The 24075-nt window shown below is 59.1% G+C and carries 24 protein-coding genes and 3 tRNA genes; 15 read left to right on the forward strand and 12 right to left on the reverse strand.

All coding sequences use genetic code 11. From position 1 onward, the window contains the following. Positions 1–7: 7 nt before the first annotated feature. The 5 genes from ACIPZE_RS01055 to ACIPZE_RS01075 all read right to left on the reverse strand — a co-directional run bounded on the left by ACIPZE_RS01055 (position 8) and on the right by ACIPZE_RS01075 (position 5349). Entirely contained in the window at positions 8–1030 is a 1023-nt protein-coding gene (locus ACIPZE_RS01055) for an ABC transporter permease (RefSeq protein WP_400770640.1), read from the reverse strand. Further along, positions 1030–2091, reverse strand: a complete 1062-nt coding sequence (locus ACIPZE_RS01060; RefSeq protein ID WP_129394092.1) for a microcin C ABC transporter permease YejB — start codon at positions 2089–2091, stop codon at positions 1030–1032. Before ACIPZE_RS01060 ends, ACIPZE_RS01055 begins: the two co-directional genes overlap by 1 nt. After that, the gene (locus ACIPZE_RS01065) at positions 2091–3959 is read right to left on the reverse strand and encodes an extracellular solute-binding protein (protein WP_400770642.1); all 1869 of its coding nucleotides are present in this window, start codon (positions 3957–3959) and stop codon (positions 2091–2093) included. The genes ACIPZE_RS01060 and ACIPZE_RS01065 overlap by 1 nt, the downstream gene beginning before the upstream one ends. Positions 3960–4092: 133 nt before the next feature. Beyond that, the gene (locus ACIPZE_RS01070; RefSeq protein WP_028622714.1) at positions 4093–4374 is read right to left on the reverse strand and encodes a peptidylprolyl isomerase; all 282 of its coding nucleotides are present in this window, start codon (positions 4372–4374) and stop codon (positions 4093–4095) included. Positions 4375–4470: 96 nt separating this feature from the next. Then, positions 4471–5349 (reverse strand): esterase/lipase family protein, encoded by an 879-nt coding sequence (locus tag ACIPZE_RS01075; protein WP_400770644.1) that lies wholly within the window; start codon positions 5347–5349, stop codon positions 4471–4473. 338 nt (positions 5350–5687) lie between these two features. Here ACIPZE_RS01075 and ACIPZE_RS01080 point away from each other — a divergent pair, with 338 nt between their 5' ends. Continuing rightward, positions 5688–6866, forward strand: a complete 1179-nt coding sequence (locus ACIPZE_RS01080; RefSeq protein ID WP_400770646.1) for a hypothetical protein — start codon at positions 5688–5690, stop codon at positions 6864–6866. A 70-nt stretch (positions 6867–6936) separates the two neighbouring features. On the opposite strand, the gene ACIPZE_RS01085 is transcribed toward ACIPZE_RS01080, so the two are convergent. Then, positions 6937–8013, reverse strand: coding sequence for a 3-deoxy-7-phosphoheptulonate synthase (locus ACIPZE_RS01085; RefSeq protein WP_400770648.1), 1077 nt, complete (start codon positions 8011–8013; stop codon positions 6937–6939). Between the two features lie 616 nt (positions 8014–8629). Here ACIPZE_RS01085 and ACIPZE_RS01090 point away from each other — a divergent pair. The 8 genes from ACIPZE_RS01090 to ACIPZE_RS01125 all read left to right on the forward strand — a co-directional run bounded on the left by ACIPZE_RS01090 (position 8630) and on the right by ACIPZE_RS01125 (position 13557). Continuing rightward, on the forward strand, positions 8630–9391 hold the full coding sequence (locus ACIPZE_RS01090) for a carbon-nitrogen hydrolase family protein (protein ID WP_283436368.1): 762 nt from the start codon (positions 8630–8632) through the stop codon (positions 9389–9391). Continuing rightward, a complete protein-coding gene (locus ACIPZE_RS01095) occupies positions 9388–9831 on the forward strand; it encodes a GNAT family N-acetyltransferase (protein WP_400770650.1) in 444 nt (147 codons plus the stop codon). The genes ACIPZE_RS01090 and ACIPZE_RS01095 overlap by 4 nt, the downstream gene beginning before the upstream one ends. A gap of 127 nt (positions 9832–9958) precedes the next feature. Further along, positions 9959–10600, forward strand: a complete 642-nt coding sequence (gene uvrY, locus ACIPZE_RS01100) for a UvrY/SirA/GacA family response regulator transcription factor (protein ID WP_400770652.1) — start codon at positions 9959–9961, stop codon at positions 10598–10600. Positions 10601–10602: 2 nt separating this feature from the next. Beyond that, positions 10603–12426 carry an excinuclease ABC subunit UvrC gene (uvrC, locus tag ACIPZE_RS01105; RefSeq protein WP_129394079.1) on the forward strand — a complete coding sequence of 608 codons (1824 nt, stop codon included), beginning with the start codon at positions 10603–10605 and terminating at the stop codon, positions 12424–12426. Positions 12427–12458: 32 nt separating this feature from the next. Beyond that, positions 12459–13019, forward strand: a complete 561-nt coding sequence (gene pgsA, locus ACIPZE_RS01110) for a CDP-diacylglycerol--glycerol-3-phosphate 3-phosphatidyltransferase (RefSeq protein WP_008080159.1) — start codon at positions 12459–12461, stop codon at positions 13017–13019. Between the two features lie 60 nt (positions 13020–13079). Next, a tRNA-Gly gene (locus tag ACIPZE_RS01115) sits at positions 13080–13155 on the forward strand. 46 nt (positions 13156–13201) lie between these two features. Beyond that, positions 13202–13275: transfer RNA gene (locus ACIPZE_RS01120), tRNA-Cys, on the forward strand. A 195-nt stretch (positions 13276–13470) separates the two neighbouring features. After that, positions 13471–13557, forward strand: a tRNA-Leu gene (locus ACIPZE_RS01125). A 238-nt stretch (positions 13558–13795) separates the two neighbouring features. Here ACIPZE_RS01125 and ACIPZE_RS01130 read toward each other — a convergent pair. Continuing rightward, on the reverse strand, positions 13796–14371 hold the full coding sequence (locus tag ACIPZE_RS01130) for a hypothetical protein (RefSeq protein ID WP_400770655.1): 576 nt from the start codon (positions 14369–14371) through the stop codon (positions 13796–13798). A 142-nt stretch (positions 14372–14513) separates the two neighbouring features. Then, on the reverse strand, positions 14514–15431 hold the full coding sequence (locus ACIPZE_RS01135; protein ID WP_129394075.1) for a LysR family transcriptional regulator: 918 nt from the start codon (positions 15429–15431) through the stop codon (positions 14514–14516). A gap of 125 nt (positions 15432–15556) precedes the next feature. Between ACIPZE_RS01135 and ACIPZE_RS01140 the strand changes: the two genes are divergently transcribed. From ACIPZE_RS01140 to ACIPZE_RS01165, 6 genes are all read left to right on the forward strand, one after another. Next, a complete protein-coding gene (locus tag ACIPZE_RS01140; RefSeq protein WP_400770657.1) occupies positions 15557–16318 on the forward strand; it encodes a 5-oxoprolinase subunit PxpA in 762 nt (253 codons plus the stop codon). Positions 16319–16400: 82 nt separating this feature from the next. Further along, positions 16401–16646: an acetyl-CoA carboxylase gene (locus tag ACIPZE_RS01145; RefSeq protein ID WP_283436373.1), complete on the forward strand. Its 246-nt coding sequence runs from the start codon at positions 16401–16403 to the stop codon at positions 16644–16646. Between the two features lie 10 nt (positions 16647–16656). Then, the gene (locus ACIPZE_RS01150; protein WP_283436374.1) at positions 16657–18030 is read left to right on the forward strand and encodes an acetyl-CoA carboxylase biotin carboxylase subunit; all 1374 of its coding nucleotides are present in this window, start codon (positions 16657–16659) and stop codon (positions 18028–18030) included. Then, positions 18027–18899, forward strand: a complete 873-nt coding sequence (locus ACIPZE_RS01155; protein WP_129394067.1) for an allophanate hydrolase subunit 1 — start codon at positions 18027–18029, stop codon at positions 18897–18899. The genes ACIPZE_RS01150 and ACIPZE_RS01155 overlap by 4 nt, the downstream gene beginning before the upstream one ends. Then, a complete protein-coding gene (locus ACIPZE_RS01160) occupies positions 18896–19870 on the forward strand; it encodes a biotin-dependent carboxyltransferase family protein (RefSeq protein WP_400770659.1) in 975 nt (324 codons plus the stop codon). The genes ACIPZE_RS01155 and ACIPZE_RS01160 overlap by 4 nt, the downstream gene beginning before the upstream one ends. 111 nt (positions 19871–19981) lie before the next feature. After that, positions 19982–21301 carry a purine-cytosine permease family protein gene (locus ACIPZE_RS01165; RefSeq protein ID WP_400770661.1) on the forward strand — a complete coding sequence of 440 codons (1320 nt, stop codon included), beginning with the start codon at positions 19982–19984 and terminating at the stop codon, positions 21299–21301. Between the two features lie 80 nt (positions 21302–21381). Here the strand turns inward: ACIPZE_RS01165 and ACIPZE_RS01170 are convergent, their stop codons facing one another. From ACIPZE_RS01170 to ACIPZE_RS01185, 4 genes are all read right to left on the reverse strand, one after another. Continuing rightward, the gene (locus tag ACIPZE_RS01170; protein ID WP_283436377.1) at positions 21382–21666 is read right to left on the reverse strand and encodes a hypothetical protein; all 285 of its coding nucleotides are present in this window, start codon (positions 21664–21666) and stop codon (positions 21382–21384) included. A 110-nt stretch (positions 21667–21776) separates the two neighbouring features. Next, entirely contained in the window at positions 21777–22007 is a 231-nt protein-coding gene (locus ACIPZE_RS01175; RefSeq protein ID WP_129394059.1) for a hypothetical protein, read from the reverse strand. A 121-nt stretch (positions 22008–22128) separates the two neighbouring features. Then, a complete protein-coding gene (locus tag ACIPZE_RS01180; RefSeq protein ID WP_129394057.1) occupies positions 22129–22359 on the reverse strand; it encodes a hypothetical protein in 231 nt (76 codons plus the stop codon). Positions 22360–22430: 71 nt separating this feature from the next. Further along, positions 22431–24068 (reverse strand): ABC-F family ATP-binding cassette domain-containing protein, encoded by a 1638-nt coding sequence (locus tag ACIPZE_RS01185; protein WP_400770664.1) that lies wholly within the window; start codon positions 24066–24068, stop codon positions 22431–22433. Positions 24069–24075 lie beyond the last annotated feature (7 nt).

Below are 24075 nucleotides of genomic sequence, written 5' to 3' on the forward strand. Positions count from 1 at the left end.
TCACGCTTCAGGATCGTGGGTCGAACGCGTCACGCAACGCTTCGCCGATGAACACCAGTAAGGAAAGGATCAGCGCCAGGGTGAAAAACGCGGTCAAGCCAAGCCAGGGTGCCTGCAGGTTCTGCTTGCCCTGACCGATCAGCTCGCCCAGCGAAGCGCTGCCGGCGGGCATGCCGAAACCAAGGAAATCCAGTGCCGTCAGGGTCGAGATCGCCCCCGTGAGGATAAACGGCAGATAACTCAGCGTTGCGTTCATGGCATTCGGCAGGATGTGCCGGACAATCACTTTGCGGTCAGTCAGGCCCAACGCGCGCGCGGCTTTGACGTATTCCAGGTTGCGCCCACGGAGGAATTCGGCACGCACCACATCGACCAGCGCCAACCAGGAAAACAGCGCCATGATCCCCAGCAGCCACCAGAAATTCGGCTCGACGAAGCCCGAGAGGATGATCAGCAGGTAGAGCACCGGCAAGCCTGACCAGACCTCGAGCAAACGTTGCCCGAGCAGGTCGACCCAGCCGCCGTAATAGCCCTGCAAAGCGCCGGCCGCAATGCCGATCAGCGCACTGACAAACGTCAACATCAACGCGAACAGAATCGATACCCGGGCACCGAAAATCACCCGCGCCAACACGTCGCGCGCCTGATCGTCAGTGCCCAGCCAGTTGACGCCTGTGGGCGGGCTTGGCGCCGGCTTGTTGAGGTCGTAGTTCGGCGTGTCGTCACTGAACGGGATCGGCGGAAACAACAGCCAGCCGCCGTCCTTGCGAATCAGGTTCTGCACATAGTCGCTGCGGTAATCGGCCTGGAACGGCAGTTGCCCGCCGAACTCCTGTTCGGTGTGGCGCTTGAACACCGGGAAATACCACTGGCCCTGATAACTGACCATCAGCGGCTTGTCGTTGGCGATCAATTCGCCGCCCAGCGTCAGCATGAACAAACCGATAAACAGCCACAACGACCACCAGCCTCTGCGGTTTTTCTTGAAGCGTTCGAAACGCCTGCGGCCCAACGGCGAGAGCTTGAACATCAGGCATTCCTCGCGGCGAAGTCGATACGCGGGTCGACGAAGGTGTAGCAGAGGTCGCCGATCAGTTTTATCAGCAGCCCGAACAGAGTGAAGATGAATAGCGAACCGAACACCACCGGGTAATCCCGCGATACCGCCGCCTCGTAACTCATGCGTCCGAGGCCGTCGAGCGAGAAGATCACTTCGATCAGCAACGAGCCGGCAAAGAACACGCTGATGAACGCCTGCGGAATGCCCGAGACCACCAGCAACATCGCGTTGCGAAACACATGGCCGTAGAGCACGCGGCGCTCGCTCAAGCCTTTGGCGCGCGCCGTGACCACATACTGGCGGGTGATTTCATTGAGGAACGAGTTTTTGGTGAGGATCGTCAGTGTCGCGAAACCGCCGATGACCAGCGCGGTCACCGGCAGCACCAGGTGCCAGAAGTAGTCGGCGATCTTGCCCAGGGTCGACAGCGAATCAAAGTTGTCCGAGACCAGTCCGCGCACCGGGAACCAGTTCAACGACGTACCGCCGGCAAACACCACGATCAGGAACATCGCAAACAGGAACGCCGGCATCGCGTAGCCGATGATGATCGCCGTACTGCTCCAGATGTCGAAATGGCTGCCGTGGTGCACGGCTTTGCGGATGCCCAGCGGGATCGACACCAGATACGTGATCAGCGTCGCCCAGAGCCCGAGGGAAATGGTCACCGGCATTTTTTCGAGGATCAGGTCGGTGACCGTGGCGCCTCTGAAGAAGCTTTTGCCGAAATCGAGTTGCGCGTAGTTTTTCAGCATCAGCCACAAGCGTTCGTGGGCCGGCTTGTCGAAACCGTACTGTTTTTCGATGTCCTTGATCAGTTGCGGGTCGAGGCCACGGCTGGCGCGCGAAGTGCTGCTCATGGTTTCGCTCGAGCCGCCGCCGACATTGCCGCCGCCGATTCCTTGCAAATGCGCAATCGCCTGTTCTACCGGGCCACCCGGCGCGGCCTGGATGATGACGAAATTGACCAGCAGGATAATCACCAGCGTCGGAACGATCAGCAGCAGGCGCCGCAGTATGTAACCCCACATCAGCGCGGCCCTCCGGGTCTGCTTCGACTGATTTTTTCAGCGGTCATCTGTTGATTGGTCAGCGCCGTGGGGCTGATTTCCCACCAGCTGTCGATGGCCTCGTCGTTGCTGGCTTGAACCGTCGGTATGCCGAACCGGTTCCACCAGACGGTCGACGTGCCCGGCGGGTAGTAATTGGGAATCCAGTAGTAATTCCATTGCAGCACCCGGTCGAGGGCATGCGCGTAATGCAGCATGTCCGATTGGGTCGAGGCGCGAATCAGACCATTGATCAACGTATCGACTGCCGGATTTTTCAGCACCATGTAGTTGTTGGCGCCCGGGTCGTTGGCGGACGCGGAGCCGAAATAGTTGAGCAACTCACCGCCCGGAGAGGTGGTGACCGGATAACCGGTGACGATCATGTCGTAGTCGCGGCTCATCATGCGGTTGACGTACTGCGAAGAGTCGATCCGGCGGATGTTGAGGTCAATGCCGATCTGTTTCAGCGTGCGCTTGTACGGCAGCAGCAGGCGATCCATGCCGTTCTGGCTGACCAGAAACGTGAAACTCAGCGGCTCACCTTCGGCATTCACCAGTCGATCGCCATCCGGTTTCCAGCCGGCCTGCTCAAGCAATTCCAGGGCTTGCAGTTGCTTGTCACGGATGATGCCGCTGCCATCGGTTTTCGGCGCTTCGAAGACTTTCTTGAAGACTTCGTCGGGGATCTGCCCACGCAGCGGTTCAAGGATTTTCAACTCGGCGGCATCGGGTAACTCCCGCGCCGCAAGGTCGGTGTTGGAAAAGTAGCTTTGCTGGCGGATGTACAGGTTGCGCATCATCTGCCGGTTGCTCCACTCGAAATCCCAGAGCATGGCCAGCGCCTGACGCACACGACGGTCCTGGAACATCGGTTTCTGCAGATTGAATACAAAACCCTGGGCCGATTGCGGTGCTTCGGTGGCCAGGTGGGCTTTTTGCAAGCGCCCGTCACTCAACGCCGGGCTGTCGTAGCCGATCGAGTAACCGGTGGCGGAGAACTCGCGGTTGTAGTCATAGGCGCCGCCGCGCAGCACTTGGCGGGCGACGTCGGTGTCGCCGAAGTACTCGATGCTGAAGTGATCGAAGTTGTACAGGCCACGACTGACCGGCAGGTCCTTGCCCCACCAGTCGGCATTGCGTTCGAAGGTGATGCTGCGTCCGGAGTCGACCTTGCCGACGCGGTACGGTCCACTGCCCAGCGGCGGTTCATAACCACCCCCGCCGGCGAAGTCGCGACTCTTCCACCAGTGTTCGGGGAACACCGGCAGGGTCGCGATATCCAGCGGCAGGGTACGGTTTTCATTGTTCTTGAAGTCGAAACGCACGGTCAGCGGCGCTTCCACTTCGACGCCTTTGACGTCGGCAAACTGGGTGCGATAGCGCAGGCTGCCCTGGGTCATCAACAGATCGTAGGTGTAACGCACGTCTTCGGCGGTGATCGGTTTGCCGTCGGCGAAGCGTGCCTTGGGATTGATGAAGAAGCGCAGCGACAGTCCGTCGTCCGAGCGCTGGATTTTCTGCGCCACCAGACCATAGACGGTGTAGGGCTCGTCCATCGAACGCTGGGCCAGCGGCGAGTACAGCAGGCCGTCGATCTGCGTGACGCCGATGCCTTTGTCGATATACGGCAGCAAATGGTCGAAGTGACCGATTTCAATCGCCGAACGACGCATCGTCCCGCCTTTCGGCGCTTGCGGGTTGGTGTAGTCGAAATGGCTGAAACCGGCAGGGTATTTGGCGGGCTCGCCATATACGGTCAGCGCGTGTTGCGGTGCAGCGTTTACAACGCCGGCGCCCGACAACAGGGCGAGGGCGGTGAGCATCAATGTGGGGAAAACCAGTCGCATTGTCAGCCTTGGAACCGGGTAATCGATAAGCGCAAGTTGTACGCGAGAGGCGCGCCAGTCGCCAGCCGTATGTGTAACTGAAACACAACGGCCCACCAAAAGGCGGGCCGTTGCAGAGCAGTCGGACGACGAATCAGTCCTGACGGCTGGTGACTTCCAGCAGGTGATAACCGAACTGGGTCTTCACCGGGCCTTGCACGACGTTGATCGGTGCGCTGAAGACCACGGTGTCGAATTCCTTGACCATCTGGCCAGGACCGAACGAACCCAGGTCGCCGCCTTGACGGCTGGATGGGCAGGTGGAATTGGCCTTGGCGACTTCGGCGAAATCAGCGCCGCCTTCGATCTGGGTTTTGAGTTCGTTGCACTTGTCTTCGCTGGCAACCAGGATGTGGCGGGCAGTGGCTTTAGCCATGGGGAAAATCTCCGATCTATTTCAGTAAAGTGTGGAGCCTACCGGATTCAGTGGGTGAATTCTCGGCAAAGTTCCATTCAGTGGGTTCGCCTCGGTTCACAGGTGCACGGCCTGCAGACGCATGGCGTGCTCTATATAAAGGTCGACTGGATCAGGCGTGAGTGATCGCAATACCTTGGGCCTGCGCAGACTGTCGAGGTGATCGAAAGGATAGTCCGAGCGGATCACGCTGCCCAGATGCGAGCTGTAGCGGCCGACGAAACCGTCGTTTTGCCAGGCTTCGGTGGCAAAGTTTCCGGAGAGTGCACGGCACACCGCATGTAAAGCGTCGAACGGACGAGGATTGGCCAGTGGGTCTTCCGGCAGCGTGCCGCTCCACGAGTAGTACCGAACGCCATCGACCTCTTCGGCACCCTGACCGCCCCACGTCGAAGGCAGACCTTGTGGGTATTTCCGATTGAAACGCGCAACACCTTCCGTGGTCAACGCGTTGAGTGCCGCAATGGCGTTCTGCGGCAAAGCGAGCTGCCCGCTGAGCAAAGACAGGAAATTCGCGAACTGCGTGGCGATTTCTTCGGCCAGACGCTCCGGTATCTGCCCCGGAACCAGAGCCTTGCGCAATAGATCGGCCAGTTCCGAACCATGATTGGGGCCGCTGACCGAGGTGACAGACGCAACGCTGCACGGGGCCAGCGCCGCAGCGTAACGACACGCCAGGGCGCCCTGGCTGTGCCCGATCAAATTGACCTTGTCTGCTCCTGTGCCTTTCAACACCCGCGTGACCTGCATCAATAATTGCTGGCCACGTTCTTCGTTGTCATGGGTGGCCGATAGCTGCGGCACAAACACTCGGTTGCCTGCATCTTGCAATGCCTGCTTGACATCATGGAACAGCTCGAAACGGCCTATCCGCTCAAAGCCGAACAGACCGTGGACCAACAGGATGGGATGGCGAGTTGTTGCATTCCGTTGCATGTTTCTACCTCTTTTACAGACGTTCATAGGTGATTCCAGCGGGTCACTGTAAATCACGTCGTCATGCAGCCGGTGTCTGAAAACACCGCAGTATTGAGGTGAAAAAGGACTAAAAGCTGTACGACTTTTCAGCTCTGTTTGCGGGCATGGTCGGAACATTCAGCAATCTTTTGCACTGTTTTGGCGAGTTCATTACCTAGGGCCTACGCAGTCAGGCGCATTTGCCTCCGCTATGCAGTTGCTATGGCTGACATCGGCTACTCAAACATTGCTATTCAATGGCTTTCATTCGACGTCGTTGTGATTAGCGACGTTTTATCCAGGGAATGGAGCCACGAATGACCATATATGACGCTAATATCGACACTTGTACGACGCTCGCAACGGACACATCGTTGCTGCCGGCCAATCCAGGCGCACACGCAAAGCTGAGTTTCCGGGTGCAAGGCGAGACACTTGAGTTCAGCTATCGACCCTGGCCTGTCTCGGAACCCGGGTCTTTAAAACATTTATCTGCGCCGGCACTCGAGGTTCTGGAGGGCGGGATGGTCGATCCCTCACTGAACAAAGCCTTTGTCCGGGTTGCGCCGTACCCGCAGATGAAATGTGGCGACAAGCTGGTCTTGAGTTGGTGCGGTCTCGATGCTGACGGGCTGTCCTACGACTATGTAACTTCGCGTTTTGTCAGTGCCGCGCAAGTGGGACAGGAGGTCGTGTTCGTCATCAAGGGCGTGCACATCGCCATGCTCGAGCGCGGCTCGGTGCAAACTCATTGGACGCTGTTCAGCGTCGATCTACCTGAGCCGCTTTCATCTGATTGCTTGCAGTTGAACGTAGGTGATCCCGAACCCCATCTGCTGGCACCGTTTATCGAAGAGACTGTGGGTGGGACACTGGACCCGGCGCGTGTCGAGAAAGGTACCAACGTGATTGTGCGACCGTATGCGCGGATGGCCGTCGGGGACCGGATCTCGCTTGGTTGGCAAGGTGCAAACAGTGAAGAGACGTTCAGTGACGAACTGACGGTTGAAGCTTTTGCCGTGCGCGAAGAGCTTTCCTTCTGGATTGCCCATGAACACATCGCCTCACACACCGGGCAAACGGTGAATCTCAGTTATCAGGTCAAATCAGCGGAGGGTGAATCGAGGCAGTCGGCGATTTCGAGAATCCTGATCGCACCACTGGTTCGCGGCGAACTGGCGGCACCGCAGGTCCTGGACGCGGAGGGTGGCGAGCTCGATGTCGCCGATTCGATTGATGGTGTGACGGTGGTCATCGTCGATGCCCAGGCAGAGGAGGGCGAGTTGGTGTACCTGCGCTGTGATGGTGAGTATTTCAATCATCGGGACGATCGCGACATTACCCGGGAGACCGCCGGGCAGCCGCTGGTATTCATCGTGCCGCACCGTTTCTGGCGAGAACACCGCGAAACGGTAGTACAGGTGTCGTATACGGTGGAGCGACTGGATGATGTCAGTCAGGCCTCCAGTGCTACCCGCGTACGTGTTCGTGCGTAATTTCCGTGCGGTGGACTGATTAGCCGTTCAGCCTTTGCGGGCGAGGTGTCCGCAAAGGCTGTTGACGAGGTCAGGCCTGAGGTTTCGCGCGAAGGCGTTCCGCGGCGTTCAGCAGCAACTGTTCCGTTGCGGCGAAACCCAGGCAACCGTCGGTAACCGATACACCGTAGCGCAAAGAGGCACTGAGAGGCTGACAACCTTCGAACAGGTGAGATTCGATCATCATGCCGATCAGCGAGCGGTCGCCCTGAAGCCGCTGCTCCAGCACTTCGTTGAATACTTCAGGCTGGCGCAGTGGGTCTTTACCGCTATTGGCGTGACTGCAATCGACCATGATTCGACTCGGAATCTTCAAACGGGTCAGATCGGCGTGTATCCGGGCGACGCTTGCACGGTCGAAGTTCGGCCCTTGATGGCCGCCGCGCAGCACCAGGTGGGTATCAGGATTGCCGGTGGTCTGGATAACGGCCGGATGGCCCTGGCTATCAACGCCGAAGTGTCGGTGCGGATGGGAGGCGGAGCGCATCGCGTCGACCGCGACGGTGACGCCGCCATCGGTGCCGTTCTTGAAGCCGACCGGCATGCTCAGGCCGCTGGCCATCTCGCGGTGGATCTGCGACTCAGTCGTGCGCGCACCGATCGCGACCCAGCTGAGCAAATCGTCGAAGTACCCGGCCGCCATGGGTTGCAGTATTTCCGTGGCGATTGGCAGCCCGCGGCGGATCATTTCGATCATCAGCTCGCGGGACAGTGTCAGGCCTGCGGCCATGTCATCACTGCCATCCAGATGCGGATCGTAGGCGAGGCCTTTCCAGCCAACGGTGGTGCGCGGCTTTTCGACGTAGGCGCGCATGACCAGCAACATCTCATCGCTGACGTCGTCAGCGAGGCGTGCGAGTTTGTCCGCGTATTCAATGGCGGATTGCGGGTCGTGGATCGAACAAGGTCCGACGATCACCAGCAAGCGCTGGTCGTCGCCATCAAGAATGGCCTGAACCGCTTGGCGGTGGGCGGCAATCTGCTGACTCAGGGCGTTGGTCAGAGGCAATTGCTGTTTGAGTTGCAACGAGCTGGGCAGACGCAGGGTCAGTGCTTCGTTGGCAGAATCAAGAGTGGACAGTGGCAAAGCAGAAACGGACGAGTTCATGTTCAGTCTTCCTGGGCAGGCGGCGGGTGCTTCCCGCTCGCACGGCCCTATTGGGGTGTTCGACAGTTGGCCGTATTGGCTACGTGTGTGTGCTTGCCACCTGTAGGTGACCGATCGGAGGCGGCAGGCTGTCCCGAGCGGGGGCTGGTAAATCGCCAGGCGGAAAAACTGTCGTGACGGTAATAAGTGGCGTAGTTCATGTCTTAAATCCTCAAAGTGTCTGGTGTGTTGCTGGAAAATTTGTGCCTGAAAAAACAAAACCCCCGGTCGGGAGGCCGACCGGGGGTTGAGATTTCTCAGGTGGCGACCCGTTTTCATGGGCGCCGTGTGGGGTATCAGGCGCGCTAGTGGCTAAACCAATACCCAAAATAAAAGCTTGCAGGAGCGCAGGCGTCATTCACCCGGGCAGCCGCAACCGAGCGCGAGGCGCTTGCGGTACGTAGCTGAGTTGGGGTGTTGAGCATGGTCTGTCTCCGATGAATGCGCCGAGCTTACTAGAGGCCGATACGCATCAGCAATCAGAAAATGCTATCGCGTGCAGATCAGAATGCCTATCGCTTGAGCGCTGCAACAGTTGTGACACACTCAGCGCTTTGCCTGAAACCAAGGATGAAACATGTCAACTCTGACCATCGCTGCTGCTCAATCGGTCTCCATTGCTGGTGACCTCGCCGCGAACATCGCCCGGCACATGGATTTCATCGAATTGGCGGCGCTACACGGTGTCGAGTTGCTGGTGTTTCCCGAGTTGTCGCTGACCGGCTATGAGGGCGAAGTGGCGGCGGCATTGGCCATCGATCCGCAAGACGCCGTGCTTCAACCGTTAAGAAGGCTGGCGCACAAGCGCGGCATCACGGCTGTCGTCGGCATGCCGATTCGTCAGGAGGGCAGTTCGGCAGTATTGATTGGTGCTTTGGTGTTGGGCGCCGACGGTACGCTTGATGTGTACAGCAAACAGCACCTGCATGCAGGTGAAGAGCTTATTTATGCGGTCGGGAAGGGTGGTGCGACACTGCAAATCGGCGTGGACACAGTGGCCCTGGCAGTCTGTGCAGATTTTTCGCACGCCAGCCATGCTGCCGCTGCTGCCGAGTTGGGCGCTGGTGTGTACGCGGCGGGCGTATTGATCGGCGAGAGCGGTTATGAGCCTGACACCGCGTTGCTGCAGGGTTATGCCCGGCAACACGCGATGGTGGTGTTGATGGCCAACCATGGCGGTCTCACCGGTGGCTGGCAATCGGCCGGGCGCAGCGCGGTGTGGTCTGAAGAGGGTGCGTTGATCATTGCCGCCCCCGGTGCTGGCGATGAGTTGGTGATCGCTCGTCGTGATGCCGGCGCGTGGCAGGGGCAGGTCGTCAGCCTCGCGGGGGATAAATGACCTTTCAAATGCGCCGGGCCACACAGGATGACCTGGCATTTGTGCGAACTTTGACCTGCCAGAACATGCTGAGCTATTACATTCATTACGAGTTGTTGTGGCAGGATGAGGCGTTCGACGTTGCCTGGGCCGGACGTGAGAACTGGTTGATGATCGGTGATGAGGCGGCGTTGGGGTTTTTCAGCCTCAGTCGCGATGCGCGGGCGCTGTATATCCGCGAATTGCAGGTGGCGCAGGCGTTTCAGGGGCAGGGCGCGGGTTCCTGGGCGATTGATCAGGTTATTGCCATGGCTCGCCGCGACGGCAACCCTGCAGTGCGTCTAACGGTATTCAAAAATAATATGGCAAAAAACTTGTATCTGAGAAAAGGCTTCGTCGTGCAGGGCGAGGACGAGTGTTTCCTGAGGATGCAGCTCGATATCAGTACATCTGTGCTCTGAAACCCACGGCCTGCAAGCCCTCAATGATGAATTGAAACTTTTTAAATGCTGCTTGCCGCTAGGTCTGTCTGGCAGTTTTTGCTAAGGTGTCCGGCATCCCAATAAGACCATATCGCGAGGTGTCTGCTTGATTAGGGTGCTAGTGGTCGATGACCATGATCTCGTTCGTACAGGCATTACACGGATGCTGGCCGATATCGATGGCTTGCAGGTGGTGGGGCAGGCCGAGTCAGGTGAAGAGTCCCTGATCAAGGCGCGAGAATTGAAACCGGACGTGGTCCTGATGGACGTCAAGATGCCCGGCATCGGCGGCCTGGAAGCCACGCGCAAAATGTTGCGCAGTCACCCGGACATCAAGGTGGTTGCCGTTACCGTGTGTGAAGAAGATCCTTTTCCTACACGGTTGTTGCAGGCTGGCGCCGCAGGTTACCTGACCAAGGGCGCAGGATTGCCGGAAATGGTTCAGGCCATTCGCCTGGTATTCGCCGGCCAGCGCTATATCAGCCCGCAGATCGCTCAGCAGTTGGCGATCAAATCCTTCCAGCCGACCAACGATTCGCCGTTCGATGCCTTGTCCGAACGGGAGATCCAGATTGCCTTGATGATTGTTGGCTGTCAGAAGGTACAGATCATTTCCGACAAGTTGTGTCTGTCGCCGAAGACCGTCAACACCTACCGTTATCGCATATTCGAGAAGCTCTCGATCAGCAGCGACGTCGAGTTGACGCTTCTGGCGGTGCGTCACGGCATGGTTGATGCCAGCGCCTGATCATGACTGAAGTATTCGATTCCGGCGCCTTTCTGTCGACCGTCAGCGGGCGCCCCGGCGTCTATCGTATGTTCGATAGCGACGCGCGCCTGCTGTATGTCGGCAAAGCCAAGAATCTCAAGAAGCGTCTCGCCAGCTATTTTCGCAAGACCGGGCTGGCGCCGAAGACCGCGGCACTCGTCGGGCGTATCGCTCAGGTCGAAACGACCATCACCGCCAACGAAACCGAAGCGCTGTTGCTTGAGCAGACACTGATCAAGGAATGGCGACCGCCGTACAACATTCTGTTGCGCGACGATAAATCCTACCCTTACGTGTTTCTGTCCGACGGCCAATTCCCGCGACTGAGTATCCATCGCGGCGCCAAGAAGGCCAAAGGCAAATACTTCGGCCCGTATCCGAGCGCTGGTGCCATTCGTGAAAGCCTGAGCCTGCTGCAAAAAACCTTTTTTGTCCGGCAGTGTGAAGACAGCTATTACAAGAACCGCACCCGCCCATGCCTGCAATATCAGATCAAGCGCTGCAAGGCCCCTTGTGTCGGGCTGGTCGAGCCTGAGGTGTATGCCGAGGATGTGCGTCACTCGGTGATGTTCCTCGAAGGGCGCAGTCATGCACTGACCAACGAGCTGTCAACGGCGATGGAAGAGGCAGCGATCAACCTTGAGTTCGAGCGCGCCGCTGAATTGCGTGACCAGATCGCACTGCTGCGCCGGGTGCAGGATCAACAGAGCATGGAAGGCGGCACCGGCGATATCGACGTCATCGCGGCGTTCGTCAACCCGGGCGGCGCCTGCGTTCATTTGATCAGCGTGCGCGGCGGACGCGTGCTGGGCAGCAAGAACTTCTTCCCGCAGGTGGGTATAGAAGAGGACGTCTCGGAAGTCATGGCGGCGTTTCTCGGCCAATACTTCATCAGCAGTCCGGAACGCGACCTGCCAAGCGAGTTGATCGTCAACGTTGTCCACGAAGATTTCCCGACGCTGATTGAAGCGATCCACGGGTTGCGTGGCCGCGAGCTGGCCATCAGTCACCGGGTTCGCGGTACGCGAGCGCGCTGGCAACAATTGGCTGTGACCAACGCCGAGCAGGCACTGGGTGCGCGGCTGGCCAACCGTCAGCACACTGCTGCGCGTTTCGAGGCTTTGGCAGAAGTGCTGAACCTGGATGAACCGCCACAGCGCCTTGAATGCTACGACATCAGTCACTCCAGCGGCGAAGCGACTGTCGCGTCCTGCGTGGTGTTCGGCCCGGAAGGGGCGATCAAGTCGGATTACCGTCGCTATAACATCGAAGGTGTAACGGCGGGCGACGATTACGCTGCCATGCATCAGGCCTTGACCCGGCGCTTCAGCAAACTGAAGGACGGCGAGGGCAAGTTGCCGGACATTCTGCTGGTGGACGGCGGCAAGGGCCAGTTGTCGATGGCCCGTGACGTGCTCAACGAACTGGCCGTGCCGGATCTGATCCTGCTCGGCGTGGCAAAGGGTGCAACGCGCAAGGCTGGCTTCGAAACTCTGTATCTGAATGATGCAGCGCACGAGTTCACCTTACGCGGCGACTCGCCGGCACTGCACCTGATTCAGCAGATCCGCGATGAAGCTCACCGTTTTGCAATTACCGGACACCGCGCCCGTCGTGGCAAAACCCGCCGTACGTCAACGCTGGAAGGCGTTGCGGGAGTAGGGCCGACCCGCCGACGCGATTTGTTGAAACATTTTGGTGGATTGCAGGAGCTGACTCGTGCAAGCATCGAAGAGATCGCCAAAGCCCCGGGGATCAGTAAAAAGCTCGCAGAGTCGATTTATGCAAACCTGCATAGCGAGTAGAATGCCCCTTCACCTCGTAGCCAGTTGTGCCGATGAATATCCCTAATCTGATTACCGTTCTACGCGTCCTGCTCATTCCGATCTTTATTTTGCTGTTCTATCTGCCTTACCAATGGAGTTACATGGCCTCCGCCTCGGTGTTTGCCTTCGCGGCAGCAACGGACTGGCTGGATGGTTATCTGGCTCGCCGACTGGAGCAAAGCACGCCGTTTGGAGCGTTTCTCGATCCGGTCGCCGACAAGCTGATGGTCGCCGTCGCACTGGTTCTGCTGGTGCAGGAACACGGCAATCTTTGGCTGACACTGCCAGCCGCTGTCATCATCGGTCGCGAGATCGTCGTTTCGGCCTTGCGTGAATGGATGGCCGAACTCGGCGCCCGTGCACATGTTGCCGTGTCGAACCTGGGCAAATGGAAAACCGCCGCGCAAATGCTCGCGCTGGTGATTCTGCTGGCCAATCCACGCGACTTCAGTTTCTGGGTTGTTCTCGGTTATGCCTTGCTCATGGTCTCCGCCGGCTTGACGCTGTGGTCGATGGTTCAGTACCTGCGCGCCGCCTGGCCGCATCTGAAGACCGATGTTGAAAAGAAATAAAACTTTTTTGAATCAAGGGGTTGACGGAGCTTCTTAATTCTATAGAATGCGCATCACCAAGCGGGAATAGCTCAGTTGGTAGAGCACGACCTTGCCAAGGTCGGGGTCGCGAGTTCGAGTCTCGTTTCCCGCTCCAAGTTAAAACGCGTTTGTTGTTGTGCTACTGATAACAGACGTTTTGAGGCCGAGTAGCAAAATGGTTATGCAGTGGATTGCAAATCCACCTACGCCGGTTCGATTCCGACCTCGGCCTCCACTATAAACAAGCTCCGTAGATCCATGATTTACGGAGCTTTTTTATTTCCAGTGCGCTGCAAGATTTAGTCTTGAAATCAGCCATTGCGAACTTGCTTCACCGGGACGTGATGTATATATTTCCCGCTCGGCTGTTCAAGCCTGCATCCTGCCAGGATCGCGACTCAACAGCTGGAAAGTGCAGCACCGCGCTACCGCCCGAATGGCGAAACTGGTAGACGCATGGGACTTAAAATCCCCCGCTCGTAAGGGCGTGCCGGTTCGATTCCGGCTTCGGGCACCATCTTAAATCAAGGGTTTGCGAGCGAAAGCTGATGCAAACCCTTGTTTGTTTCTGGTCCGCAATTTTGATGTTGGTCCGCAATTCACTTGGCGGGAGTAACCTTCTTGCCCATACGATTGCAGATGTACCTCTCGTTCATCTGGATCGAAATTTTGCGCCGTTGAAGCAGGCGCAAATGTGAAGTTTTGAGCCGCTGGCATTTAAATCGGCAGACATTTTTCATGCCTGCCGGTGTGGCTCACTGAGGTCTGGAAGTTACCACTGTAAATGGATTGCCGAATGGGTCCTTTCCTTGGAGCACGATTCGTTGGCGTTCCTGGGTTACGATTTCGTACTCATCTGAACTGCCAGGAACATACTGTTTATTCAGGTCGGGCAGTGAGTAACCGCTCAGTTTCTCCAGAAGTGGAATCGGCATCTCTAGCTCGCCGCTTTTGAAACTCGTGGGTTCAGTGTGTAAGCCTGTCAGTGTAAAGGTCAGGAATTTATTGTCAGCCGTCCAGGTTCCTGACCCCTTTGTAAGCACCACAGCAGAAAACGGCTTGTCGGCAGCGCCACCCGAGAATTTCAGGGTTCCGTTCACGTTGTAGCGCCCGTTACGGAAGTATTCGGTAATACCGTTGAAGGCAACAGACCCGCCCGGGACAGGATGTTGGTAGTTGCTTTCCCAGCGCCCGAGAAAAGCTGGATTGTGTTCTGGGCCTGAGTCATGGAACGCAGCGTAAATTGTCGCGATGCCTGCGATAAGCGTGATTATCCCCCCGGCTCTGACGTAACCCTTACGAGTAAATTGTTTGATCGTTTCTAGCTTCATGTTGTGAGAACTACTCCATTAGTCGTTTTTGGCAGATCGGCATCATTCTACCTAGATCAGTACGCCGCGATTGAGGGTGTCGGCGAAGTAATTCGTATTGTTCACTCACATTCGGAAGCTTCTCGTAGCAACCCCTCAAACCTCAACGCCGCGCCATATGCTGCTGCGGCGCCAAAAACGCATCGTGAAAATAATTCCGAAACGCCTGCATCGCCGGGCTGAACTCCCGCTCCCGATGCCACGCCAAACCCACACTCATCGGCGTCACCTTGTCGGTGATCGTCAGCGTTTCAATACGTTTGCCTTCCAGCGACCACGGGCGATGCACGAGGTCTGACAGGATGGCCACGCCGCTGCCATTGGCGACCATGCTGCGCACCGCTTCCACGGAACTGGTGCGGACCCTCACGTTTGGCTGCTGGCGGGCGTTTTCCCAGTAGCGCATGGCGCTTTGTTCGGCCTCGTCGACGGTCAGCAGGATGAAGGGTTCTTTCGCCACGTCGGCAAGGCTGATGGCCGAGCGTTCGCACAGTGGATGGTGGCTGGGCAGCCATAGCCGGCGTTCGGAGTTGAACAGTGTTTCCGAGACGATGTCCGCATGGGTGAGATTGGCGGTGAGGACCACCGCCATGTCGAATCGACCTTCCAGCAGGCCTTGTTCGATGGCATGGCGTTCCTGTTCGTGGACTTCGATGGTGACGTCGGGGTGCCAGTGTTCCAGGCGCTGCAAATGGTGGGGCAGGAAATATCCGATCACCGTGTAGCTCGCCGCCAGGCGCAACACGCCACTGGCGCGGATGTCCGGCAACGGACTGTTCAGCGCGTCATCGACGCTGCGCAAAATCACGTAGGCGCGATTGAGAAAGTGCCGGCCGGCATCGGTCAGGCTCATGCCTTGGGCCGAGCGCTGGAACAACAACGTGCCGAGTATGCCTTCCAGTTCCTTGATCGCCGTGGTCACGGCCGATTGCGAAATATTCAAATGAATCGCCGCTTGGGAAATTTGCCCGATCTCCGCCGTGGCAACGAAATAACGGATTTGACGCAAGGTCAGGGACATGGAGACTCCGGGCATTGAGGTATCTGTTTTTCAGAAGATAGCCCCTCTGATAATAGATCTTCCCAAGGGGATGGCAGGAATCTAACGTGGCCTGCATGAAGTCACAAGCGTCAGGAGCAAGCGTCATGCAAGCAGTAGATTTCAACTCGGACATGGGTGAAGGCTTCGGCCCATGGACCATCGGCGACGGTGTCGACAACGAGCTGATGGGCTTCATCAGTTCCGCCAACATCGCCACCGGTTTTCACGCCGGCGACCCCGGCACCATGCGCCGTACCGTAGAGCACGCCAAGCGGCTGGGCGTGGCCATCGGCGCGCATCCAGGGTTTCGTGATCTGGTCGGTTTCGGTCGTCGCCACATCAACGCACCGGCGCAGGAACTGGTCGACGACATGCTTTACCAGTTGGGCGCGTTGCGTGAACTCGCCCGGGTTCAAGGTGTAGCCCTGCAACACATAAAACCCCACGGTGCGCTGTACATGCACCTGGCCCGAGACGAAGAGGCCGCCCGTTTGCTGGTGGAAAACCTGCAGCGTCTGGAACCGGAACTGTTGCTCTATTGCATGCCCGATTCGGTGATCTGGCGCGTTGCAACGGAACTCGGTCAACCGGTGATTCGCGAGTTCTACGCCGACCGCGAATACGACCTCAGCGGCTCCATCGTCTTCACCCGCAATGTGCGCGCCTACGACCCGGCGCAGGTCGCCGCGCGTGTACTGCGCGCCTGTCAGCAAGGCGTTGTGCGTACGGTTGAAGGTGAGGATTTGCCGATCGAGTTCGATTCGATTTGCCTGCACAGCGACACACCGGGCGCACTCGCGCTGGTCGAAGCCACGCGAAAAGCCCTCGATTACGCGGGGATCAACGTCCGCGCACCACGCCCATAACGCTTGGCGCACAGACGCCAGGGTTGTACCCACGATGGATTTTTTGCCTGCCTTTCTACAACTATTCCAAAAAGGAACAGACATGGCCGAACACACTGTAATCACCCCGTTGCCAGGGACCTTCTACCGCAAAGCCACACCGGAATCGGCGAATTACGTCGAGGTGGGCGCGCAAGTCAGCGCCGACACGGTGATCGGCCTGATCGAGGTCATGAAGCAGTTTTCCGAACTGACCGCCGGGATGGCCGGTCGTCTCAGTGCATTCCTGGTAGAAGACGGTGATCCGGTGGAGCCGGGTCAAGTCATCGCAACACTCGACGACGAGTGAGGGCGTGATCATGACTCAAGGCATTCATAAACTGTTGATCGCCAACCGTGGCGAGATCGCGGTGCGGATTATCCGTGCCGCCAAAGCGCTGGGGATTCCCACCGTTGCCGCGTGCAGCGAGGCGGACGTCGACTCGCAAGCGGCGCGCATGGCCGACGAGGTGCATGTTCTCGGCCCGGCTCGTGCTGATAAAAGTTACCTGAACGTCGAGGCGTTGCTCGGCGCCCTGAAATCCACGGGCGCCAACGCGGTGCATCCCGGTTACGGCTTTCTTTCGGAGAACGCTGATTTTGCCGAAGCGGTAGTTGCCGCCGGGGCGATTTTTGTCGGCCCGAGCGCAGAGACGATCCGGCGTATGGGCGATAAAGCCGAAGCCCGCCGCACCGCGCAGGCGGCCGGCGTGCCAGTGGTGCCGGGGTCGCCGGGTGAATTGTTTGACGTTGAATCGGCACTTAAGGCAGCTGAAACTGTTGGCTTCCCGCTATTGATCAAGGCCTCGGCCGGTGGTGGTGGACGCGGTATTCGCCTGGCAGAAAACGCGCAGCAATTAGCAGAAGAATTTCCTCGCTCGCAGCGTGAAGCCCAAGCCGCGTTCGGCAATGGCGCAGTCTATCTGGAGCGGTTTATCAGCCGGGCGCGGCACATTGAAGTGCAGGTTTTGGGTGACGGTGAGCACGCCGTGCATTTGTTTGAGCGCGAGTGTTCACTGCAGCGTCGCCGACAGAAAATCTTCGAAGAGGCGCCGTCGCCGGTCCTCAGCCAACAACAGCGGGAAACCCTCTGCGCCAGTGCCGTGCGCCTGACCGAGTCGTTGGGCTACAAGGGCGCCGGTACTCTCGAATATCTGTATGACGACGCCACCGGCGAGTTCTTCTTTATCGAGATGAACACGCGGATTCAGGTCGAGCACCCGGTCAGCGAGCTGATCACCGGCATCGATCTGGTGCAGGCGATGTTGCGCATCGCCGGCGGCGCGCCGCTGGGTCTCCAGCAGAGTGACATTCGCCTGAATGGCGCGGCCGTGCAAATGCGCCTGAACGCCGAAGACCCGCAGCGCGACTTCTTCCCAAGTCCAGGGCTGGTCGAGGAACTGATCTGGCCGCAAGGCGAGGGCATTCGCGTCGACACTCACCTGTATCAAGGCTACCGCGTGCCGCCTTACTATGACTCGCTGCTGGCCAAGCTGATCGTGCACGGTGCCGATCGGGCCGAAGCGTTGGCCCGGGCGCGGCTCGCGGTCGAGCAAACCACGCTGGGCGGCATGGCCAGCACCTTGGCGCTGCACGGAGAATTGCTCGCGCAACCTTGGCTGCACAGCGCCGATTTTCATACCGGCACCCTGGAAACCTGGCTGGCCGCGCGCCGTAGCGGAGGTGCCGCATGAGTACGCCGATCCGTTACAGCTTTGGTGCCGACGAGCATTTGTTTGCCGAAGTCAGCGACAGCATGTCCCTCGATGCGTTTTTCAAAGGCCTGGCCGTCACGCGCGCGGTGGAACGGCTGGCGCTGGATGGCGTGCTCGATGTGTGCCTGGCCAACGCTTCGTTCCAGATTCGTTTCGACCCGGATCGCATCGCCCCGCACACCTTGCTCGAAGCCGTGAAAGGGGCCGAGGCGCAAGCGGTAGCCGAGCGCACGTTGCACACGCGGATCATCGAGATTCCGGTGCTCTACAACGATCCGTGGACCCATGAAACCCTGATGCGTTTTCGCGACCGGCATCAAGATCCCAGCGCCACGGATCTGGAGTACGCCGCGCGGATCAACGGTCTGGCGGACGTCGACGCCTTCATTGCCGCACACAGCGGAGCACCGTGGTTTGTCTCGATGGTCGGCTTCGTCGCCGGGCTGCCCTTCATGTTCCAGATGGTCGAGCGCGAGCGTCAGTTGCAGGTGCCGAAATACCTGCGGCCACGCACCGATACGCCGAAGCTGACCCTCGGTCATGGCGGTTGCTTTGGCTGCATTTACTCGGTGCGCGGTGCCGGTGGTTATCAGATGTTCGGCGTCACGCCGGCGCCCATTTATGACCCGCAACAGAACCTCGCTTACCTGAAAGAACACATGGTGTTTTTCCGTCCGGGCGACATCGTGCAGTTCAAGCCGATGGACCGTGAAGCCTACGATCACGCCGTGGCTGAAGTGGAGGCAGGGCGCTTTGATCTACGGATTCGCCCGGTGGAGTTTTCGCTGGATGCGTTCCTCGCCGATCCGATCGGATATCCCAAGTCGCTGCAGGAGGTGCTGGCATGATCAAGGTACTCAAACCCGGTCTCGCCACCTCAGTACAGGATCTGGGTCGCGAAGGTTATTACCACTTGGGCATTCCACCTTCCGGGGCGCTTGATCAGTACGCGTTGAGTGCGGCCAATCAACTGGTTGGCAATCCCGCAGGGTTTGCCGTGCTGGAATGCACGCTGCTCGGGCCGGAGCTGGAATTTCAGCAGGACGCGCTGGTGGCGGTGTGCGGCGCGCACATGACGCCGCGGGTCGATGGCGTGGAAATGCACCACGACACGGCCTTCATGGTGAAGGCCGGGCAGGTGCTGCGTTTTGATTTCCCCAAGGCTGGCGCGCGGACTTATCTGGCGGTGGCGGGAGGAGTTGATGTGCCGCTGGTGCTCGGCAGTCGTTCAACCTACGCGCTGGGTGCACTCGGCGGTTTTCAAGGCCGGCGGCTGGTGGCGGGCGATGAATTGCCGATCGGCACAGCCACTGGCAAAGGTCGCGTTGGCGCCAGTTTGCCGATGGCGCTGCGGCAATCGCTGGGCGGTGAAATTACCCTGCGGGTGGTACCGGGCCTGTATTACGAGCGCCTGAGCGAAGCGGCGGCAAAAAGCTTTTTCGCCGAGCCGTGGACGGTCGGTTCGGAAGCCGACCGCATCGGCTATCGCTTCAAGGGCGGCAGCGCACTGACTTTTCAGCCGCGCGAACAGCCTTTCGGTGCCGGTTCCGATCCCTCGAACATCGTCGACAGTTGCTACCCGATCGGTTCGATCCAGGTGCCGGCCGGGCTCGAACCCATCGTCCTGCACCGCGATGCGGTGTCCGGTGGTGGCTACGCGATGATCGGCACAGTGATCAGCGCCGACCTCGATTTGATCGGCCAGATGCAACCCAACCAGAAGGCCCGCTTTGTCGCGGTGACCCTCGAAGAGGCGCTGGAAGCGCGACGTTCCTACAAGAAAAAACTCAGCTGCCTGAGCAAGCTGTTCCCTTCCTGATTCTGCCCGCCGCATCGCGCGGGCCATGCCAAACGGCGAGCCAACGCCGCACTTCGGTGCGGTGACGGCTGCCCGCGCTTCAACCTCTGACTGGTTCTGGAGTTCACGCATATGGCCGCTTTATCGCAATCGAGTCAAACCGGACAAGACCCGGCCCAGCATCCCGTACCCGCGCAAGCACGCATGGGCCGACTGTCGCTGACCATGGCCTGGTGGGCAGTGTGCAGTGCGATGTTCTACATCGTTGTCGGCGCTTCGCTGGCGTTGTCGTTCGGTGCGCGCAATGCGCTGATCGGTATGGTTCTGTCGGTGATCAGCTACGGCCTGGTCAACAGTGTGCTCAGTCGCTTCGCGATCCGCAGCGGCTTGTCGGTGGCATTGTTCTCGCGACTGTTGTTTGGCCGCACGGGTGCGTGTCTGGCGACATTGATCTTCTTTTCCACGGCGATCTATTACGCCGTGTTCGAAGGTTCGGTGATCGCCGTGGCGCTGCATCATCTGTACCCGCAGTTGGTCTATCCATTGGCCGCACTGGCGGTGGTGTTGTACAGCGTGCCGATGATCCTCGGCAGCGTGCAGCACTGGCTGGACACGCTCAACGGCGTGTTGCTGCCGGTCTACCTCGGCGGTTTGCTGGTGGCGGTGGGGCTGTCGATCAGTCGTTATGGCTACCAGCCGCAGTGGCTGGATTTCGGCCCGCAAACGCCTGACGCATTCGGCTGGTGGCATTGCTTTGTCGCCTATATGGGCGTCTGGGTGCTGATGCTGTTCACCTTCGATTACGCCCGTTTCGGCAAGGCTGAAGACGCTGAGTATCACGGCCGCTGGAACTTCGGCATGCCGTTCTACGCGGTGACGTTTCTGCTCAACGGCGCGGCGGGCATCTATCTGGTCAGCAGCATTCCCCACGAAGGTGCGTTGAACGAGGTGTCGGTGGTGATGGCGATCCTGCAGTTGATGGGCTTGTGGGGACTGCTGTTTGTCTGGGCGACACAAACCCGGATCAACACCGCCAATTACTACCTGGCGACGTTGAACATGCAGGCGTTCTTCGGGCGTTTTGGTGTGCGCGGTTCGTACTTGCTCTGGGCGCTGGTAGTCGGGGTAATCGTGTACGGCTTGATGCTTGCGGACGTGTTCGCCTACTTGCTCAAGGCGCTGGCCTATCAGGGGATTTTCGTCGTCGCCTGGGTCGGTGTGGCGCTAGCGCAGATTCTCTACGGACGCAACGACGTTACAACGCTCGATGAGGTGACGGCATTCAATCCGGCAGGTTTGAGCGCATGGTTTGGCGCTACGGCGCTGGGGCTTGCGTTGATGTTTGCCGGGGCCGGGCTGAGCAGTTTTTCTGCGCCGTCGACGGTGTTGGTCGCGTTTGCGTTACAAGCTGGGCTGTCCCGCCGCGGTCTGGCGCCAAGGATTGCGGTGTAAGCGGCTGATATTGCGCACCGACGGTACGCGGGTTGTTGGCGAATAAAAAAGGGTCGAAAAAAGCGACCCTTTTTTGTACGTTAAACGAAGCGTTGTTGAGCAAAGCCGCGCGGTAAACGCTGGCGGCCGCCCATCGCAGAGAGGCGTTCCTGCCACTCGGTGCGCCAGTTCACCAGGCTATGGTTGGTTTTGGGCTGGCGCGACGCTCGGCGTGCGGCGTTGCGTTGATCCTTGCGGGCTTGTTTATACGCATCGGTATTGCGGCAGCTGCGGCACTTGACGCGGTTCAGTTCGCGGCTCGCCGTGAGATGTTGGCCCTTGTGACCACAGGCCAGATGTCCTTCAACACTGAAATGAATAACCATCAGACGCCTCCTTCGTGACGTGTATCTTTTTCGACCACGCACGACAGCAGGCGTTCAGCAAAATGAACCACCGGTTGAACACCCGCAAGCGACTCTGGTGCGTACAGCGCTTACCTGAACCGTGGCAGCGGCCGGTCGGCAGGCCTGAGCGTCGACAGCGTGTTGCGGATCAATGGCGCGTCTTTCTCGATGTCGTTCAGACGATCACGGATGCGCAGGGCGGTCGGGTGCCCGCCTTGGTGATCGACCCAGTCGGCGATCTCTTTGCAAGCGGCCGCGAGGCGCGCCTGCCGGGCGTCGAGCAGGGTGAGGAGGGTGGTGATGGACTCTTTTTCGGACATGGAACACCTCCGTTTTTCATGAAACCTGAGCTGCAGCAAAAAGCCCGCGAGTCGCGAGCCTTGTGCCGTTGGGGTGCTGCTCCGTCAGCTGGTTTCAGTATAGACCCGCTTTTGCACGGCATCAGCCGGAGGACTGGCGGGCCGGTAGTGGCGAACTGGCTGCGTTGAGGCGTTGGCATTCGCGCCGGGCATCCTCTTGCGCGTCATAGCCGTCGCCGATGAAACCGCCGGTACGCGTATCGCAGATGCGGAACCAGCTGTGGGCTTCGGCAGGATCATGCTGGCTTTCTCCGGCGCGTCGACCGTGAATGATGATCTTGTTGCAACGCTTCACGACGAAAATGTCTTCCATGGCGTCACCGCAGCTGATTCGTGTCACATCAACTATAGAAGGCCGCGGCAATCGTGCAAAAAATACCCGGCTCAGCTCGTCGGTTGCCACTGCCAGCCAGTCGGGTGCCAGCTCAGGACATGGCTGGGATTCAACGCCTTGAGAAATACCCTGTCGTGGGAAACCGCGACAATTGCTCCGGGAAAAGTCTGCAAGGCGTGTTCGAAAGCTTCCACCGATTTCAGGTCAAGGTGATTGCTCGGCTCATCGAGCAAGAGCAATTGCGCCGGTACCTGGCGCCACAACGCCAGGGCGAGCGCGGCTTTCAAGCGTTCGCCGCCACTCAGTGACGAGCAGGGCAGGGTCACCCGCCGGGCATCCAGTTGCAGATGGGCCAGGTAGCTGCGCAAGGTGCCTTCGTCCAACGGTGATCGCTGCGCCTGCAACTGTTCGACAATTGCAGTTCGTTCATCGAGCAGGCGCAATTGCTGATCGAGAAAAGCCAAAGGCACGTGGGTGGCGCATTCACCGCTCGCCGGGCGCAGTTCTCCAGCGAGCATCCGCAACAGGGTCGATTTGCCGCAACCGTTTGGCCCGCTGACGGCAATGCGCATCGGCCCATGAATGGCAAGATTCAGGCGGGATGTCGGCGCATCGCCAGGCAACCATGGCAGACAGGCATCGATCAACGTGCAGACCTGGCGGGTACTCGGCACCACGCTTCCCGGCAGGTTGATCAGCACGCCATCCTCAGGCAGTACTTTCGCGTAGGCCTCACGGACGCGCGCGTCCAGATCAGATTTGCGCGCCTGATGGCCGACTTTCACCTGCCCCATGATTTCTTTCGCGGCGGCTTTCAGCGCCGCTCGTTCGAAGCCGGAGACGTTTGCAGTTTCGGCGTTACGGCGACTGCCGGCAGCGTGGCGCTGGATCGTGTCGTGCTCGCGTTGCAGCCGTGCTCGCTCGCGCTGGCGCTCGTTGCGCGCCTGGTCGAGATGAGCCTGCGCCGCCGCTTGGTGGATTCGACGCTGCTCGACGAATTGCGCATAACTGCCGCTGAAAACGTTCGCGCCCAACGGCGTGAGTTCGACGATGCGCTGCATCTGTTCAAGCAACTGTCGATCATGGCTGACGACAATCAAGCCGCCGCGCCAGTGTTCAAGGCTGCGCATCAGCCATTCGCGACCGCTGCTGTCGAGGTGATTGCTCGGCTCATCCAGCACCAGCAATTGCGCGTCGCTCAACAACGCAGCGATCAGGGCGATTTTCGCCTGTTGACCGCCGCTTAGATGCTCGGCCAGATCGTTGGCGGCAATTTCGCGGAGGCCGGCGTCGTCGAGGCTTTGGCGCAAGCGATCCGGCAGATCCCAGCGCTCGCCGACAAGGTCAAAATCCTCGGCCGAGGCGCTGCCCTGATTGAGCCTGTGCAGCGCCGCCAGCACTGTGGCGGTGCCAGTCGCCTCGGCAACGGTTTGCCCGGCCGTGGCGATGAATGATTGCGCGACGTAATGCACGGTTGCACAGCGGGTGATCGTGCCGGTGGTAGGCTGCAAATGTCCGGCAATCAGGCGCGCGAGCACGCTTTTGCCGACACCGTTGCGGCCGACGATAGCGGTCGGCAAATGATCGAACTTTAGATTCAGGGCGTCGAAAATCGTCTCGCCATTGGCGAAATGAAAGCTCGATTGATTCAGGGAGACGAGTGCGGGCGTACGCGAGACGTGAGTCATCGGCACC

The organism is Pseudomonas sp. NPDC089741 (assembly GCF_044748825.1).
GTDB lineage: Bacteria > Pseudomonadota > Gammaproteobacteria > Pseudomonadales > Pseudomonadaceae > Aquipseudomonas > Aquipseudomonas helmanticensis.